The following is a 16585-nucleotide window of genomic DNA, read 5'->3' as shown; positions in this document are numbered from 1 at the left end:
AGGAGGAATCATGGGCAAGCGGGAAGACCTGGCGGGACGTACGGTCGTCGTCACGGGTGCCTCGAGCGGATTCGGCCGCGGCACGGCACTGGCACTCGGTGAGCGGGGTGCCCACGTCGTCGTCGCCGCCCGGAGGGCCGCACCGCTGGAGGAGGTCGTCACGCAGATCACCGGGGCCGGCGGCAGCGCGGTGGCAGTGCCGACCGACGTCAGCGACGCGGACGCCGTCGAGCAGCTCGCCGCGGCGGCGGAGGAGCGTTTCGGTCACATCGACGTGTGGGTCAACAACGCTGCGGTCGGCGTCATGGGTCTGTTCTGGGAGGTGCCCGTCGCCGACCACGCGCGGCTCGTCGACGTGGACCTCAAGGGGATGATGTTCGGTGCCCATGCGGCGCTGCGCCGCTTCGCCGCTCGAGGGGAGGGCGTGTTGGTCAACGTCGGCTCGGTCGCCGGCGAGGTGCCGTTGGCGTACCAGGCCAGCTACGCCGCGGCGAAGGCGGGCATCAGCAGCCTGGGACGTTCACTCAACGAGGAGCTGCGGTTGGCCGGGTTGGGCGAACAGGTCACGGTGTCCACGATCCTGCCGTGGGCCGCCGACACGCCCTGGTGGGATCACGTCGGAAACTACACCGGACACGCGCCCAGGCTGTCGGCGATGGACGATCCCGACATCGTGGTGGAGGCGATCATCGACGCGTGCACCGATCCGCAGCAGGAGCGGCCGGTCGGCCCCAAGGCCCGCACCGCGAGGTCCTCGCACAGGCTGTTCCGCGAGCTGGGCGAGCGGTTCTCCGGGAAGCTCTCGGAGTCCGAGATCAGCAAGGGCACGCCCGTGCCGGACACCGCCGGCGCCCTCCACGAGCCGGTCGCGGAGGGCACCGCGGTCCACGGTGACACCCGGGAGCGGATGGTCATGGAGGACGCCGAGCGGCGGTCCTGAGGCCGACAGGTCCGGGGGTCACGGCGTGGGCATGCCTCCGGTCACCGCGAGCGTCTCGCCGATCACGTAGCTGGACTCGGGCGAGGCGAGGAACACGTAGGCGGGCGCCAACTCGGTGGGTTGCCCGGCGCGGCCGAGCGGGGTGGACGTGCCGAACTCGGGCAACTCCTCCTTGGGCTGCCCGTCCGACACCTGTAGAGGAGTCCAGATGGGGCCGGGCGCCACGGCGTTGACCCGGATCCCCTTGGGGGCGAGCTGTTGCGCCAGCCCCTTGGTGAAGTTGTTGATCGCGGCCTTGGTGGACGCGTAGTCCAACAGGTTCGGCGGCGCCATGTAGGCCACCACGGACGTGGTGTTGATGATCGTGGACCCGGGTTCCAGATGGCGCAACGCGGCCCTGGTCACCCGGAACATCCCCACGATGTTGACCCCGAAGGTGTCGGTGAGCTGCTCGTCGGGCAGATCCTCGAGCGCGGGTGCGACGACCTGCTTGCCGGCGTTGTTGACGAGGATGTCGAGGCCTCCGAGCCGCTCGACGGCGGTGTCGGCGAGGCTCTCGCAGAACGCGCGGTCGGTGAGATCGCCGGGGATGAGCGCGGCCGTGCGGCCCTCGCGCTCGATGATCTCGGCGACCGCGCGGGCGTCGGGTTCCTCCTCGGGCAGGTGGTGGATGGCCACGTCGGCGCCCTCGCGGGCGAAGGCGATCGCCACCGCGGCCCCGATGCCCGAGTCGCCGCCGGTGATGAGCGCCCTGCGGCCGGTGAGCCGGCCGGTGCCACGGTAGGAGTGCTCGCCGAGGTCCGCCTTCGGCTCCAGGTCGGCGTCGAGGCCCGGCTCGTCCTGGTGTTGGACCGGCGGCTCGATGGCGGGGTAGCGGGTAGCCGGGTTCTGGAACGTCAGCTGGTCCGTCGTCTCGGTGTTAACGTCCTGGTTCTCGCTCATGTCGTTCCTTTCGATGCTGGGACACCGCGCATCGTGGCGCTCCGCGTCGGCGTCGCACGGTCGGACTGGCTCGTGGCCCCGAAAGTACGTGGGGGAGCGGGCCGGGTCGACCGGTCGGTGCGCGGTGGTGGTGCGGGCCTGTCGGCGGGGCGTGGCACGATGACTGGGAGAGATGACGACGACAACCACAACGACGACGAGGAGCGCAGATGGCATCGGGGTCGGCACCGGCTGTGTTGCACCTGGTGTTGGGCGAGGACGAGTTCCTCACCGAACGCGCCACCACGGGCGTCGTCTCGGCGGTGCGTGCGGCGACCCCCGCCGGGCAGGACGCGCCGGTCGTCTCGAGGCTCGGCGGGCCCGAGGTCACGGCTCCGCAGCTGTTCGAGCTGCTCTCGCCGTCCCTGTTCGGTGAGGCCCGCATCGTGGTGATCACCGGCGCGGCGGAGCTGGGCAAGGACGCCCAGTCCGCGGTGCTCGGCGCGGCCCGTGACCTGCCCCCCGAGACGGTTCTGGTCGTCCAGCACACCGGTGGCGGCCGCGCCAAGGCCCTGGTGGCGGACCTGCGCAAGGCGGGGGCCGAGGAACACGCGGCCGGCAAGCTCACCCGGCACACGGACGTGGTCGGCTTCGTCCGGTCCGAGTTCCGGACACTCGACGTGAGGGTCGCGCCCGAGGCCTGCGAGGCCCTGGTGGAGGCGGTGGGCACGGACCTGCGGCAGTTGGCGTCGGCGTGCGGTCAGCTCGTGGCCGACACCGGCGGCAAGGTCGACGTGGAGGCGGTGCGGCGCTACCACTCGGGGGTCGTGGGGGTCAGCGGGTTCACCGTGGCCGAACGCGCGGTCACGGGGGACGTGGCCGGCGCGATCGAGGCACTCGAGTGGGCCATGCACACCGGCGTCCCGCACGTCGTGCTCGCCGACGCCCTGGCCGACGCGGTGAACTCCATCGCCCTGGTCGGCACCCAGCGGGGCGTGCCGCCGGCCGACCTGGCCCGGCAGGGCCTGCCGCCGTGGAAGGTCAAGAAGGTCACCGCGCAGACCCGCTACTGGTCCATCGAGACCCTGGGCAGCGCGCTGCAGGTCGTCGCCACGCTCAACGGCGAGGTCAAGGGCGGGGCGGAGGACACGTCCTACGCCCTCGAGCGCGCCGTCCGCGCGGTCGGAACGCTCGCGTCTGCCGGCTGACCGGACCCGCGCGGCGGGGACGCGGGCGGGCCCGAATCGGGGAATCGACGGCCAGACACATGGCGGCCAGGCACACGACGACCATACATACGACGAGGGCCCACCTCACGCACGTGGTGCGGGGTGGGCCCTCGGAGCCTCGTCACGTCAGTCGAGTAGACGCGGGGCTGGGTGCCTCCCGGTCAGGGGAGGGACCGGGGTGCTCAGAGGCTGTTGACAGCCTTGGTGAGCGCCGACTTCTTGTTGGCGGCCTGGTTCGGGTGGATGACACCCTTGCTGGCGGCCTTGTCGAGCTGACGGGAGGTGGCGACGAGCAGGGCGCCGGCCTTCTCCTTGTCACCGGCCGCGGTGGCCTCACGCAGGCTGCGGATGGCGGTACGCAGACCCGACTTGGTCGACTGGTTGCGGAGGCGGTTGCGCTCGTTGGTGCGGTTCCGCTTGATCTGGGACTTGATGTTGGCCACTCGTCACACCTTTTTGTCGTGTGTCGACGGCTCCACGAGGGGATCCCGCCGATCGGATGTCTTGTCGTCTCGTCCGCGCGGACACGTGCACAACGTGCTCCGGTGGACACCGACGGCCCACTTTACCAGCGGGGGTGTCACCGGCCAAAACGTGCGAGGACGCCTCCGTCGATCCCCGGCCCCGGAGGGGTCGGACGTCTCAGCGCCAGCCGTAGTCGGCGCGGAGCCGATCGGCGACCGCCTCGAACCTCGGCCGCGGGCAGATCGCGCCCTCGCGACGGATGCCCTGTTCGGGAACGTCCAGTACCCGGTCGAGGCGTACCCAGCTCGGTCGGCCCTCGGGGTCCCAGGGGCCCGATCCGAGTCCGAGCCACCCCTCGTCGTCGTCCCTGGAGGCCTGCGACGAGAGCTGGAGGCCGAGCAGACGGTCCCCGTCGCGCCCCACCACGAGGACCGGGCGGTCCTTACCGCGGCCGTCGTTCTCCTCGAACTCGACCCAGGTCCACACGATCTCGCCGGGGTCGGCGTGGCCGTCGAGGTCGGGGGCGTAGGCGATCCGGCGGGCCCGGCTCGAGGTGGGGGCGGTCCCGGTGGTGGCCGGGCGTCCCCCGCCCGCGACCTCCGGGGACAGGGAGGGGGAGACCCCACGGTCGTCCAGCCGCCTACGTACCTCGCGCGCGACGGTCGGTCCGTACCTGCGGCCCACGCGGACCGCCGTTCGACCCACCCGGGCCCAGTCGATAGCCATGGGCGTCAGCGTAACCGCCCTATGATCTCGACATGGACATGCTGTTGGCAGTGGTGTGGGCGGACGACGACGTCCCGGTGGATCCTGCGGACGCCGCGGGCCTGCGGGCACGGATCGCGGACGCCGTCGAGGGGCCGCTGGCCGCCCTCGGGGTGGAGGAGTACCTGCTCAACGTGCGCGACGAGGCGGTCGCGGGCGCGATGATCGACGTCCGGGTCACGCCGCGGCCGGTGCTGGCGGCGCTGCGCGCCCGCGTGCCGGTCGCCTCGGCTTCCGCGTGCGCCGACCTGCTGGAGGCACTGCGCGACCTGGGGCCGGTGTCGGCCTGGTCGGTCACCGCCTCCGAGCCGCTGCCCGCGCCCGGACCGGGGCCGGACGGCCGGTGCGAGGGGATGGCCAACCTGGCGTTCCTGCGGCGGCCCGAGCGCATCGGCCGGGAGGAGTGGCTGCGCACGTGGCTCGAGGAGCACACGCAGGTCGCCATCGACACCCAGTCCACCACCGCCTACACCCAGCACGTGGTGGTCCGCGCGCTGACCGCCGACGCACCGGTGATCGACGGGATCGTGGAGGAGGTCTTCCCCATCGAGGCCGCGACGGACCTCGGGGTGTTCTTCGACGCCGGCGGTGACGACGCTCGCATGGCGGCCAACATCGAGGCCATGACCGCCTCGACCGGACGGTTCCTCGACGACGGCACGGTGGACGCCGTGCCCACGGGGCGGTACGTGGTGGGAGTTCCCGGCGCGGGCGTGTGACAATGGGGTGATCGCCCGGTCGGACCGCACCCAGCCACGCCCGGGCCCGCCCGAGGAGTGATCGAGATTCCCAACTTCGCAGAGACGACGTTCACCGATCCCGCCAGGATCAGGAACTTCTGCATCATCGCCCACATCGACCACGGCAAGTCGACGCTCGCCGACCGCATGCTGCAACTCACCGGAGTGGTCGAGGAGCGGCTCATGCGCGCCCAGTACCTGGACCGCATGGACATCGAGCGCGAGCGCGGCATCACCATCAAGGCGCAGAACGTGCGCCTCCCGTGGGTACCCCGTTCCGGTGCGCACGAGGGCGAGGAGATCGTCCTGCACATGATCGACACCCCGGGCCACGTCGACTTCACCTACGAGGTCTCCCGCGCACTTGAGGCGTGTGAGGGCGCGATCCTGCTGGTCGACGCCGCGCAGGGGATCGAGGCGCAGACCCTGGCCAACCTCTACCTGGCCATGGAGAACGACCTCGAGATCATCCCGGTGCTCAACAAGATCGACCTGCCGGCGGCGGACCCGGACCGGTTCGCGGAGGAGATCTCCCACATCGTCGGGTGCGAGCCGGACGACGTGCTGCGGGTCTCCGGCAAGACGGGCATGGGCGTCGAGGCGCTGCTGGACAAGGTGTGCGAAAAGGTGCCCGCGCCCGTGGGCGATCCGGACGCCCCGGCCCGCGCGATGATCTTCGACTCGGTGTACGACACCTACCGCGGTGTCGTCACCTACGTCCGGGTGTTCGACGGCTCGCTCAACCCGCGCGAGAAGGTCAGGATGATGTCCACGGGCAGCACCCACGAGGCGCTCGAGGTCGGCATCATCTCGCCGGAGCCCAAAGCCACGAAGGGGCTCGGGCCCGGCGAGGTCGGTTATCTCATCACCGGCGTCAAGGACGTCCGCCAGTCCAAGGTCGGCGACACCATCACCACCGCCCGCGGCGGGGCGGAGGAGCCGCTCGCGGGGTACGCCGAGCCCAACCCGATGGTCTTCTCCGGCCTGTACCCGATCGACGGCTCCGACTACCCGGTCCTGCGCGACGCCCTGGACAAGCTCCAGCTCAACGACGCCTCGCTGGACTACGAGCCGGAGACCTCGGTCGCGCTCGGGTTCGGCTTCCGCTGCGGCTTCCTCGGACTGTTGCACATGGAGATCACCCGGGACCGGCTGGAGCGCGAGTTCAACCTCGATCTCATCTCCACCGCCCCGAACGTGGTGTACCGGGTGGTCGCGGAGGACGGCAGCGAGCACCAGGTCACCAACCCGTCGTACTGGCCCGAGGGCAAGCACCGCGAGATCTACGAGCCGATCGTCAAGTGCACGATCATCGTGCCGAGCGAGTACGTGGGCACCGTCATGGAGCTGTGCCAGTCCAAGCGCGGCGAGATGAAGGGCATGGACTACCTGTCCGAGACCCGCGTCGAGCTCCGGTACGTCATGCCGATGGGCGAGATCATCTTCGACTTCTTCGACTCGCTCAAGTCCCGCACCAAGGGCTACGCGTCGATGGACTACGAGGAGGCCGGCGAGCAGGTCTCCGATCTGGTCAAGGTCGACATCCTGCTGCAGGGTGAGGCCGTGGACGCGTTCAGCGCGATCGTGCACCGCGACTACGCCCAGGCCTACGGCAACAAGATGACGGGCAAGCTCAAGGAGCTCATCCCGCGTCAGCAGTACGAGGTGCCGATCCAGGCGGCGATCGGCGCGAAGATCATCTCCCGCGAGAACATCCGCGCGATCCGCAAGGACGTGCTCTCCAAGTGCTACGGCGGCGACATCAGCCGTAAGCGCAAGCTGCTGGAGAAGCAGAAGGAGGGCAAGAAGCGGATGAAGTCCATCGGGCGGGTGGACGTGCCGCAGGAGGCCTTCGTCGCGGCACTGTCGGCGGATTCGAGCGCGGACAAGAAGTAGGTCCCCGCACCGTGCGCGTGACTCAGGTCCGCGCGCGGTGTCGGCGGACGGCGCACCGGTTGGTGCACCGCGTCGAGCAGTAGGTCTTGCGTCCGTTGCGGGTGGTGTCGGCGAAGACGGCGTCGCAGTCGTCGGCGGCGCACCGCGCGAGCCGGTCGATGCCCCGCGAGGTCAGGTGCAGTGCGGTGCCCACCGCGAACATGGCGGTGAGCAGGCGCGCGAAGGAGACGTCGTCGGCGCGGTAGTGCACGTGCCAGTGGCCGTCGTGGTCGGTCAGGCGCGGCGGTGCCGAGTGCTCGGCCAGGAGGGCGTTGAGGGCGTCGGCGCGCCCGTGCGGCGCAGTGGTGTCGACGACGACGAGCCACTCGTCCAGGAAGGTGTCGACCTCGTCCAGGTCCGCGTCCGAGGCGCTCCGGTCGATGGTCACCCCCGCCTCGCGACAGCGGTCCACCAGTTCGCGGGTGGTGCGGGGGCGGCGATTGGCCAGGTCGGCGGCCAGGGTGACCGGATCGGCCCCGTAAGGGTTGATATACACAAACCGATTACAGCACAGTGATCGCCATGCCCTCATCGTTCGCGGCCGTCGCCGCGTCCCCCGCACTCGGTGTGTCCGTCTGGGTGCTCGCCGCGCTCGTCCTGGCGGCGTTCGTCGCCGGGTGGGTGGACTCGGTGGTCGGCGGGGGAGGGCTCATCCAGCTGCCGGCGCTCGTCATCGCGCTGCCGGCGGAGGCCTCGACGCCGGAGATCCTCGGCACCAACAAATTGTCCTCGGTCGCCGGCACCCTGGTCGCGACCCTGACCTATCTCCGGAAGATCCGTGTGCCGGTGGCGATGGTGCTCCCACTGGTGGTGGCGGCTTTCGCGGGATCCGCGGCCGGGTCCTCGGTGGCCCGGTTCATCCCCAAGGAGCTCCTCACGCCGATCGTCCTGGTGGCCGTCGTGGCGGTGGGCGCCTACACCTACTTCAAGCCGACCATGGGGCGGGTCCACGAGGAACGGCACACCGGCTGGTCGCGGACGTGGCGCTCGGCGCTCATCGGTGGGGTGATCGGGTTCTACGACGGGGTGCTCGGCCCGGGGACGGGGTCGTTCTTCGTCATCGCGATCGTCGCGTTCCTGGGGTTCGGGTTCCTCCAGGGCACCGTGGCGGCCAAGCTCGCCAATCTCACCACGAACATCGCCTCGATCCTGGTGTTCGGCCTCCACGGTGAACTGCTGTGGATCATCGGCGGGTGCATGGCGCTGGCCAACCTGGCCGGCGGGTTCCTCGGGGCGCGGATGGCGATGCGGCACGGCAACGAGTTCATCCGCACCGTGTTCCTCGTGGTCATCAGCATCCTGGCGGTGAGACTGGCCTGGGAGACCGCCACGCAGTGGCTGTGACCCCGGGGCCCGCCGCGGCGGGCGCCGACGCGACCGCCGGCGGACGTAGACTCCCGCACATGACCCTTCCGACCCCCGAGGCCTCCCGTCATCCGCTGCTCGACGAGTCGTCGTTGCCGTACGGCCTGCCGGACTTCGCCGCCATCCGGGAGGAGGATCTGGAGCCGGCCATCCGGACCGCGATCGACGACCACGCGGCCGAGGTCGCCGCGATCGTCGCCAACCCGGAGTCGGCGACCGTGGACAACACCGTGGTCGCCCTCGAGCGCTCGGGCCTGGCCCTGGACCGGGTGCTGTCGGTGTTCTACGGCCTGCTCGGTCCGGACGCCACCAAGGCCCGCCTCGACGTGGACCGGGTCGTCTCGCCGCTGCTGGCCGCGCACCATTCCGCGGTGACGACCAACCCGGTTCTGTTCGGCCGGGTGGACGCGGTCCTCTCCGCTCTGGAGGCGGGGGAGTTGGAGGTGGACGACGAGACGGAGCGGCTCGTGCGCCGCCACCACCGCGACCTGCTGCGCGCGGGCGCCGCCCTCGACGACGCCGGCCGCGCCCGACTCACCGCCATCGACACCAGGTTGGCCGAGTTGACCACCGAGTTCGGCGAGAACCTGCTGGCCTCGACCACGGAACTGGCCGTCCCGGTCTCCGACGAGGCCGAACTCGCGGGCCTGTCGGAGTCCATGCGGTCCACGCTCGCCGCGGTCGCCGCCGAGTCGGGGCGAGAGGGGTGGCTGATCCCACTGGGGCTTCCCACCGTGCAGCCGATCAGCGCCCTGCTCGACGACGCCGGTCTGCGCCACCGCGTCATGGAGGCATCACTCGGTCGGGGCGCGACACCGGGCCACGACAACACCCCGGTCGTGCTGGAGATCGTCCGCCTACGCGCCGAGCGGGCGCGGCTGCTCGGGCTGGGATGCCACGCGGAGCACGTCCTTGCGGTAGAGACCGCCGGATCGCCCGAGGCGGCTCGCGGGCTGCTGCTCGACGTGGTCGACGCGGCCGTGACCAACGCCCGCAACGAGGCCAAGGACCTGCTCGGCGGCGACGACCGTGAACTGAACCCGGCCGACTGGGCCTGGGCGTCCGAGCGGCTGCGGGCCGAGCGGTTCCGGGTCGACGACGCGACCGTCCGTCCCTACTTCGAGCTCGAGCGGGTGCTGCGTGACGGGGTGATGCACGCGGCATCCGAGCTGTACGGGCTGCGCTTCGCCGAGCGGAACGACCTGCGCGGGTTCCTCCCCGACGTCCGAGTCATCGAGGTGTTCGACGACGAGCGGGCCGAGCCCGACGCCGGCGTGGGGCTCCTGCTGTTGGACTACTACGCCCGCCCGACCAAGCGCGGCGGGGCGTGGATGAGCTCGTTCCGCGACCAGTCCCGGCTCTTGGATTCGCGGCCCGTCGTCGTCAACGTCATGAACCTGGCCCGTCCCGCGGCGGGGCAGCCCACGCTGCTCACGATGGACGAGGTCACCACGATGTTCCACGAGTTCGGGCACGCCCTGCACGGGCTGCTGTCGGACGTGGAGTACCCGGTGTTCTCCGGCACCTCCGTGCCCCGGGACTTCGTCGAGTTCCCCTCCCAGGTCAACGAGATGTGGGCGCGTCGACCAGAGATGCTCGCGCACTATGCCCGGCACGTGGAGACGGGGGCGCCGATCGTCGAGGACCTCGTCGAGCGGATGCGGGAGGCCGAGCGCTTCGGTGAGGGGCAGGCGACCGTGGAGTACCTCGGGGCGGCACTGCTCGACCTGGCCTGGCACTCCCTGTCGCCGGAGGAGGCCGACGCCGTCACCGACGTCGACGAGTTCGAGGCCCGCGTCCTCGCCGAGGCAGGTCTCGACGTCCCCGGCATCGAGCCGCGTTACCGGTCCCGGTACTTCCAGCACATCTTCGCGGGCGGGTACTCCGCCGCGTACTACTCCTACTTCTGGGCCGAGGTGCTCGACGCCGACGCCACCGAGTGGTTCGTCGAGAGCGGGGGCCTGACGCGGTCCTCGGGCGAGCGGATGCGGCGCGAGGTGCTGTCCCGGGGCGGGGCCATCGACTTCCTCGACGCCTACCGCCGCATGCGGGGGTCGGAGCCGAGCACCGCCGCGCTGCTGCGTCGGCGTGGGCTCGACTCCTCGGTGGTGGGAGGCCACGGGGTCGCCACCGCCGGGCGGTCGTAGGATCGGGACGTGACGGCGTTCCTGCAGTTCTGGGACAGAGTCGAGCTCTGGCTCGCCACCCTGCCGTTCCCGTTGCAGGTGATGCTCCTGCTCGTGATGGGGCTCCCGCTGTTCTTCCTCGTCGCGGTGGCGGTCGAGAAGGGCGCGGATGTCCTCGTCCACCGGTTCCGGGCGCTCGTCGCCCCGAGGACCGTCGAGACCCGGAAGGAGGTCCGTTGATGCCCCGGTCGCGTGTGACACTCGCCCTGGTCCTGCTGATCGCGCTCGTCGTGATCGCATGGGTCCTCGTCGAGGTGCTCTGACCCCCGTTCCACGGCAGGAAGTCCGCGATCGCCGCGGAATTCCAACCACCGCCACGCGGCGCCGTCCGGCCGTACACTCCTCGACATGCAGCGCTTGAGTGGGCTCGATGCCAGCTTCCTCTACTTCGAGACCAGGTCCCAGCTCCTGCACGTGTGCGGGCTGATCGTCCTGGACGTCTCCGGGATGGAGGACGGGTACTCCTTCGAGGCCCTGCGAGCCGAGCTCCGACGTCGGATCACCGCGATGCCGCCGTTCCGGCGCAAGTTGCACGACTCGCTGCTCAACGTGGACCATCCGGTGTGGGTCGAGGCCGAGGACTTCGACATCGACCACCACCTCCACCGCGTCGGTATACCGGAGCCCGGCGGGGACCACGAGCTCGCCGAACTGTGCGCCCACCTGAGCAGTCAGCCGATCGACCGGTCGATGCCGCTGTGGCAGATGTACGTCATCGAGGGACTGCCGGACGGCCGGGTGGCGGTCTTCGCCAAGATGCACCACTCGACCGTCGACGGCGTCACCGGCGCCAACATGCTCTCGCAGCTGTGCACCCTCTCCCCGGACGAGCCGGAGCTCGACGAGGAGCTGGTCGAGGAGACCGCCGGTGGATCCGGCGCCCTGGAACTCGCCGTCGGGGGCGCTCTGTCGCGCCTGGCCACGCCGTGGCGACTCGCCTCCCTGTTGCCGGGGACGGTCGGGGTGCTCCCCTCGTGGATCAACCGCGCCCGCAAGGGACTGGCGATGCCCGCGCCGTTCACCGCCCCGCGCACCCCGTTCAACCGCACGATCACCGGACACCGGTCGATCTCCTACGCGAGCGTGGACCTGGCGGACATCAAGCGGGTCAAGAACGCGTTCGGCACCACGGTCAACGACGTGGTACTCGCGGTCTGTTCGACCGCCCTGCGCAAGTACCTCGACGACCGGGACGCGCTGCCGCGCAAGCCGCTGATCGCCATGGTCCCGATGTCGGTGCACGCCGCGGAATCGCGCCCCGGCACCAATCGTGTCTCCGGCATGTTCATGTCGCTGGCCACCGACATCGACGACCCGGTCGGCCGGCTCGAGGCGATCCGCGACGCCAACACCGTCGCCAAGGACCACACCGACGCATTGGACGCCAACCTGCTCACCGACTGGGCGCAGTTCGCGGCGCCCTCGGTGTTCGGTTCCGCGGTCCGCATGTATTCGCGACTCCGGCTGTCCGAGCGCCACCCCGTGGTGCACAACCTCGTCATCTCGAACGTGCCCGGCCCCAACTTCCCGCTGTACTTCCTCGGCGCGAAGATCGAGAAGATGCTGCCCCTGGGCCCGGTCTTCCACGGCGCGGGCCTCAACTGCACCGTGATGTCGCTGGACGGCAGTCTGCACTTCGGGTTCATCGGGTGTCGTGACCTCGTCCCGGATCCCTGGCCGTTGGCGAACGCGGTCGAGGACGCCCTGGCGGAGTTCGTGGTCGCGGCGGAGGAGCGGGAGAAGAGCGGCACCCCCACCGCCGCGCGCAAATCGGCGGGCGAGTTGGCGCAGGAGCGCAAGGAGCAGCGCAGTGCTGCCCGCCAGGCGTCCAAGGAGTCCGCGAAGTCGGGGTCCAAGGCCACGGCGGTGATCGGACGCGATCGCGCTTCGACCCGGGCGGCCACGCAGGACGAGTCCGGCGCGGACGCGGCGTCTCGGCCCGCCGCCGGAGAGGCGGGTGCCACGACGGCGCCGGCCAAGAAGGCGCCCGCGAAGAAGGCTCCGGCCAAGAAGGCGGCCGCGAAGAAGGCCCCGGCCAAGAAGGCGGCCGCGAAGCAAGCGCCCGCGGAGAAGGTCTCGGCGGAAAAGGCTCCCGCGAAGAAGGCGCCCGCGAAAAAGGCGCCCGCGAAAAAGGCACCGGCGACGAAGGCTCCGGCAAAAAAGACCTCGGCAAGAAAGACCCCGGCCACGACGAGTTCACGTCAGAAGCGGGCGGCGAAGCCGACCGGGTCCAAGCCCGCAGCCTCCACACCGGCCGCGACCACACCGGCCGCGACCACGCAGACCGCGCTCACGCAGACTGCGGCCGGGCCCGATCGTCGGACAACCGCGCCGGAGGCTCCCGCGGGACCGGGTACCCCCGACGATGCCGCCCAGGCACCGACCTACAGCGCGCCCGCGGCTACAGTCCTTGGCGACGACGAGATCTCGGCGACGCCGACCCCGCCGATCGAGACCCTGCCCGCCCCGGACCCGACTGGAGATGAGACCTCATCGGACACCCAGACCGGTCAGGTGTGACCGCCGCGCCCCACGACCCCGCCACACTGGCGAGCGCGCCCCCGACCCGCGATCCGCGGGCGCCCTTCGGCATCTACCTCCACGTGCCGTTCTGCTCCACCCGGTGCGGATACTGCGATTTCAACACCTACACCGCCGGCGAACTCGGCTCGGCGACCTCCCCGGTCGACTGGGAACGGGCCGCGGCCATCGAGATCGACCGGGCCGCGCAGGCCCTGGCCGCGACGGGCACGCCCCCACAGGTCGACACGGTCTTCATCGGCGGCGGCACCCCGTCGCTGGTCGGCGCGGACGTCCTCGTGGGCCTGCTCGAGCGCATCGACTCGGCGTTCGGGCTGGCGCCCGGCGCGGAGGTCACCACCGAGAGCAACCCGGAGTCCACCTCGCCGGAGTTCTTCGCCCGACTGCGCGAGGGCGGATTCACCCGCATCTCGCTGGGCATGCAGTCGACGGCAGCCCACGTCCTGCGCGTGCTCGACCGGACCCACACCCCCGGACGCCCGCAGGAGGCGGTGGCCGAGGCCCTGCGGGCCGGGTTCGAGCACGTCAACCTCGACGTCATCTACGGCACCCCGGGCGAGACGGACGACGACCTGGCGCGGACACTCGACGCGGTCGTCGACGCCGGGGTCGACCACGTCTCCGCTTACTCGCTGATCGTGGAGGACGGCACCGCGCTGGCCCGCCGCATCCGCCGCGGTGAGATGCCGGGCACGATCGACGACGTCCTCGCCGACCGCTACGAGCAGGTGGCCGGGCGTCTCGCTCGTGCCGGGTTCCACTGGTACGAGGTCTCCAACTTCGCCACCGACTCCTCGGGATACTGCCGCCACAACATGGGCTACTGGCGCGGCGGCGACTGGTGGGGCATCGGGCCGGGCGCGCACTCGCACGTCGCCGGGGCCCGGTGGTGGAACGTCAAGCATCCCGCCCGCTACGCCGCCGAGTGCGACGCGGGCCGGTTGCCCGTGGACGGCGGGGAACTCCTCACCGACACCGACCGCCACATCGAGCGCATCATGACCGGGCTCCGCCTGGCCGAGGGGCTCGACGACGGCGCCTTCACCGCCGACGAGCGGATCCGCGCCGACACCCAGGTGGCGGCCGGACTGCTCCGGCGACGGTCGGCCGGCGATCCCGCGGGCCCCGGTTACGCGCTCACCGAGGCGGGCCGGTTGTTGGCCGACGGGGTCGTGCGCGACGTCCTCGTCTGAACCGTCGGCCCGGGAAGTGGCATAGAATCGCCACGACGAGCACAGGGAGGAGCGAGTATGTCGAGTACGGCCGATCGTAGGACCGACGTCTTACGGGCGATCGTCTCCGACTACATCGCCTCCCACGAACCGGTCGGGTCCAAGGCCCTCGTCGACCGGCACTCGCTGGGCGTGTCCAGCGCCACCATCCGCAATGACATGGCCGTACTCGAGGCCGAGGGGTTCATCGTCCAACCCCACACCAGTTCCGGTCGGGTCCCCACGGAGAAGGGCTACCGGCACTTCGTCGACTCCATCGAGGAGATCACCCCGCTGTCGCGCGCGGAACGCCGGGCGATCCAGGCCTTCCTCGAGGGCGCCGTCGACCTGGACGACGTCCTCCGGCGGGCCGCACGGCTGCTGTCCCAGCTCACCCGTCAGGTCGCCGTCGTCCAGTACCCGGTCCTCGGTCGCTCCACGGTGCGCCACCTCGAGGTGGTGAGCCTGAGCCCCACCAGGCTGCTGCTGGTCCTCATCACCGACACCGGCCGCGTCGATCAGCGGACGGTGGAACTGGCCGCGCCGTTGACCGACGAGCTCCTCGCGGAACTGCGGACCCTGCTGTCCGAGGCCGTCGCCGACAAACGTCTTCCCGACGCCTCCGAGGCCCTGGCCGGCACAGGAGACCGGGCCCGTCCCGAGATCCGCGACGCGGTCGAGCGCTGCGTCACGGTCCTGGTCGGCACGCTCGTCGAACACCCCGACGACCGGATCGTCCTCGGCGGCACGGCCAACCTCACCCGCAGCGCCGCCGACTTCGACGGCTCCCTGCGCTCGGTTCTCGAGGCGCTCGAGGAGCAGGTCGTGATCCTGCGGCTGCTCACCGCGGCCCACTCGGTGGGCCGGGGAGGGCCGGGGGGTGTCTCCGTCCAGATCGGGGCGGAGACCCAGGCCGCCGAGATCCGCGGCGCCTCCGTGGTGTCCTCGCAGTACGGGGCGGAGGGCCAGACATTCGGTGGGATGGGGGTGCTCGGGCCCACACGGATGGACTACCCGGGAACAATCGCCTCGGTCGCCGCTGTTGCCCACTACGTGGGCGAGCTCATCACCGGGCGCTGACGTCCGTACGCTCCTTCCCGGAGCCAGATCTTCCTCTCGACGAAAGGCCACACGTGTCACGCGACTACTACGGGACCCTCGGGGTCGATAGGGGCGCCTCGGAATCCGAGATCAAGCGCGCCTACCGCAAGCTCGCCCGGGAGCTCCACCCCGACGTCAACCCGTCGGACGAGGCGCGTGAGAAGTTCAGTGAGATCACCGCGATCTACGAGGTGCTCACCGACCCCGAGAAGCGCCGGGTCGTCGACATGGGCGGCGACCCGCTGGACTCCTCGCCCGGCGGCGGCTTCGGTGGTGGCTTCGGCAGCGGCGGCCTCGGTGACGTGTTCGAGGCCTTCTTCGGCGGCGGCGGGGGAGGCGGCGGCGGCCGCGGTCCGCGCAGCCGCGTGCAGCCCGGCTCGGACGCCCTCATCCGCGTGACCCTGGGCCTGGACGAGTGCGCCACCGGAGTCACCAAGGAGATCCAGGTCGACACCGCCGTGCTGTGCGAGAAGTGCCACGGCAAGGGGTCGGCCACGGACACGCCGCCGGCCACGTGTGGCATGTGTCAGGGCCAGGGCGAGATCCAGTCCGTCCAGCGGTCGCTGCTCGGCAACATCATGACCAGCCGCCCGTGCCCCACCTGCGCGGGCACCGGCGAGATCATCACCGACCCGTGCGGTGAGTGCACCGGCCAGGGCCGCGTCCGCAAGCGCCGCACCGTCTCGGCCAAGATCCCCGCCGGCGTCGGCGGCGGCATGCGCATCCGCCTGTCCGGGCAGGGTGAGGTCGGTCCCGGTGGCGGTCCCGCCGGCGACCTGTACATCGAGGTCAACGAGCGCAACCACCCGGTGTTCGTCCGCGACGGCGAGGACCTGCACTGCACCGTCCGCGTGCCCGTCGTCGACGCCATGCTGGGCGGCGAGGTCGAACTCGAGACCGTCGTGGGCGAGCCCCTGACGATCGACATCCCGTCCGGTACCCAGCCCGGTCACACCGTCACGCTGACCGGCCGTGGGATGCCCCGCGTGCGCGGCGGCGGCGCCGGCGACCTCACGGTCCACATGGAGGTCGTGGTCCCGGAGAAGCTGGACCGCAAGCGCCGCGACCTGGTCGAGCAGCTGCGCCGCCTCGACGGCGACTCGGCCGAGGTCGTCAACGAGGACACCGCCCGCCGCGGTGGCCTGTTCTCCCGCCTGCGCGACGCCGTCGCGGGGCACTGAGGCGC

Annotated in this window: 14 protein-coding genes and 1 pseudogene; 11 read left to right on the top strand and 4 right to left on the bottom strand. The window is 71.0% G+C overall.

From position 1 onward, the window contains the following. Positions 1–10 precede the first annotated feature (10 nt). Positions 11–940, top strand: coding sequence for an SDR family oxidoreductase (locus CK206_RS05080; protein WP_069389690.1), 930 nt, complete (start codon positions 11–13; stop codon positions 938–940). 18 nt (positions 941–958) lie between these two features. Here CK206_RS05080 and CK206_RS05075 read toward each other — a convergent pair whose 3' ends face one another. Further along, positions 959–1882 carry an SDR family oxidoreductase gene (locus CK206_RS05075; RefSeq protein WP_096905759.1) on the bottom strand — a complete coding sequence of 308 codons (924 nt, stop codon included), beginning with the start codon at positions 1880–1882 and terminating at the stop codon, positions 959–961. Positions 1883–2091: 209 nt separating this feature from the next. On the opposite strand from CK206_RS05075, the gene holA reads away from it, so the two are divergent. Next, entirely contained in the window at positions 2092–3069 is a 978-nt protein-coding gene (holA, locus tag CK206_RS05070; RefSeq protein ID WP_096905758.1) for a DNA polymerase III subunit delta, read from the top strand. 203 nt (positions 3070–3272) lie between these two features. Here the strand turns inward: holA and rpsT are convergent, their stop codons facing one another. After that, positions 3273–3533, bottom strand: coding sequence for a 30S ribosomal protein S20 (gene rpsT, locus CK206_RS05065; protein WP_096905757.1), 261 nt, complete (start codon positions 3531–3533; stop codon positions 3273–3275). 199 nt (positions 3534–3732) lie between these two features. After that, positions 3733–4281 (bottom strand): type II toxin-antitoxin system PemK/MazF family toxin, encoded by a 549-nt coding sequence (locus CK206_RS05060; RefSeq protein ID WP_096905756.1) that lies wholly within the window; start codon positions 4279–4281, stop codon positions 3733–3735. A gap of 32 nt (positions 4282–4313) precedes the next feature. Here CK206_RS05060 and CK206_RS05055 point away from each other — a divergent pair, with 32 nt between their 5' ends. Both CK206_RS05055 and lepA read left to right on the top strand, forming a co-directional pair. Further along, on the top strand, positions 4314–5039 hold the full coding sequence (locus tag CK206_RS05055; protein WP_096905755.1) for an EthD domain-containing protein: 726 nt from the start codon (positions 4314–4316) through the stop codon (positions 5037–5039). Positions 5040–5096: 57 nt separating this feature from the next. Beyond that, entirely contained in the window at positions 5097–6956 is a 1860-nt protein-coding gene (gene lepA, locus CK206_RS05050; protein ID WP_096905754.1) for a translation elongation factor 4, read from the top strand. Positions 6957–6978: 22 nt separating this feature from the next. Here lepA and CK206_RS05045 read toward each other — a convergent pair whose 3' ends face one another. Then, positions 6979–7491 (bottom strand): CGNR zinc finger domain-containing protein, encoded by a 513-nt coding sequence (locus CK206_RS05045; RefSeq protein WP_096905753.1) that lies wholly within the window; start codon positions 7489–7491, stop codon positions 6979–6981. 26 nt (positions 7492–7517) lie between these two features. Here CK206_RS05045 and CK206_RS05040 point away from each other — a divergent pair, with 26 nt between their 5' ends. The 7 genes and pseudogenes from CK206_RS05040 (at position 7518) to dnaJ (ending at position 16580) form a co-directional block, all read left to right on the top strand. Continuing rightward, positions 7518–8339, top strand: a complete 822-nt coding sequence (locus tag CK206_RS05040) for a TSUP family transporter (RefSeq protein WP_096907293.1) — start codon at positions 7518–7520, stop codon at positions 8337–8339. 59 nt (positions 8340–8398) lie between these two features. Beyond that, on the top strand, positions 8399–10507 hold the full coding sequence (locus tag CK206_RS05035; RefSeq protein ID WP_096905752.1) for a M3 family metallopeptidase: 2109 nt from the start codon (positions 8399–8401) through the stop codon (positions 10505–10507). Positions 10508–10516: 9 nt separating this feature from the next. Beyond that, on the top strand, positions 10517–10726 hold the full coding sequence (locus tag CK206_RS05030) for a hypothetical protein (RefSeq protein WP_069389696.1): 210 nt from the start codon (positions 10517–10519) through the stop codon (positions 10724–10726). 168 nt (positions 10727–10894) lie between these two features. After that, a pseudogene (locus CK206_RS05025) lies at positions 10895–12283 on the top strand (wax ester/triacylglycerol synthase family O-acyltransferase); the annotation flags it as partial. An 809-nt stretch (positions 12284–13092) separates the two neighbouring features. After that, positions 13093–14280 carry a radical SAM family heme chaperone HemW gene (hemW, locus tag CK206_RS05015; RefSeq protein ID WP_254050672.1) on the top strand — a complete coding sequence of 396 codons (1188 nt, stop codon included), beginning with the start codon at positions 13093–13095 and terminating at the stop codon, positions 14278–14280. Positions 14281–14337: 57 nt separating this feature from the next. Next, complete coding sequence (gene hrcA / locus CK206_RS05010; protein ID WP_096905750.1) at positions 14338–15378, top strand: heat-inducible transcriptional repressor HrcA; 1041 nt, start codon at positions 14338–14340, stop codon at positions 15376–15378. A 53-nt stretch (positions 15379–15431) separates the two neighbouring features. Continuing rightward, positions 15432–16580, top strand: a complete 1149-nt coding sequence (gene dnaJ, locus CK206_RS05005) for a molecular chaperone DnaJ (RefSeq protein WP_096905749.1) — start codon at positions 15432–15434, stop codon at positions 16578–16580. Positions 16581–16585 lie beyond the last annotated feature (5 nt).

Origin of the sequence: Dietzia sp. WMMA184, assembly GCF_002441635.1 — a bacterium.
In the GTDB taxonomy this organism is placed as follows: Bacteria; Actinomycetota; Actinomycetes; order Mycobacteriales; family Mycobacteriaceae; genus Dietzia; species Dietzia kunjamensis.
Note: the sequence above shows the minus strand (reverse complement) of the source record. Positions and strands in the feature narration are given on the sequence as shown.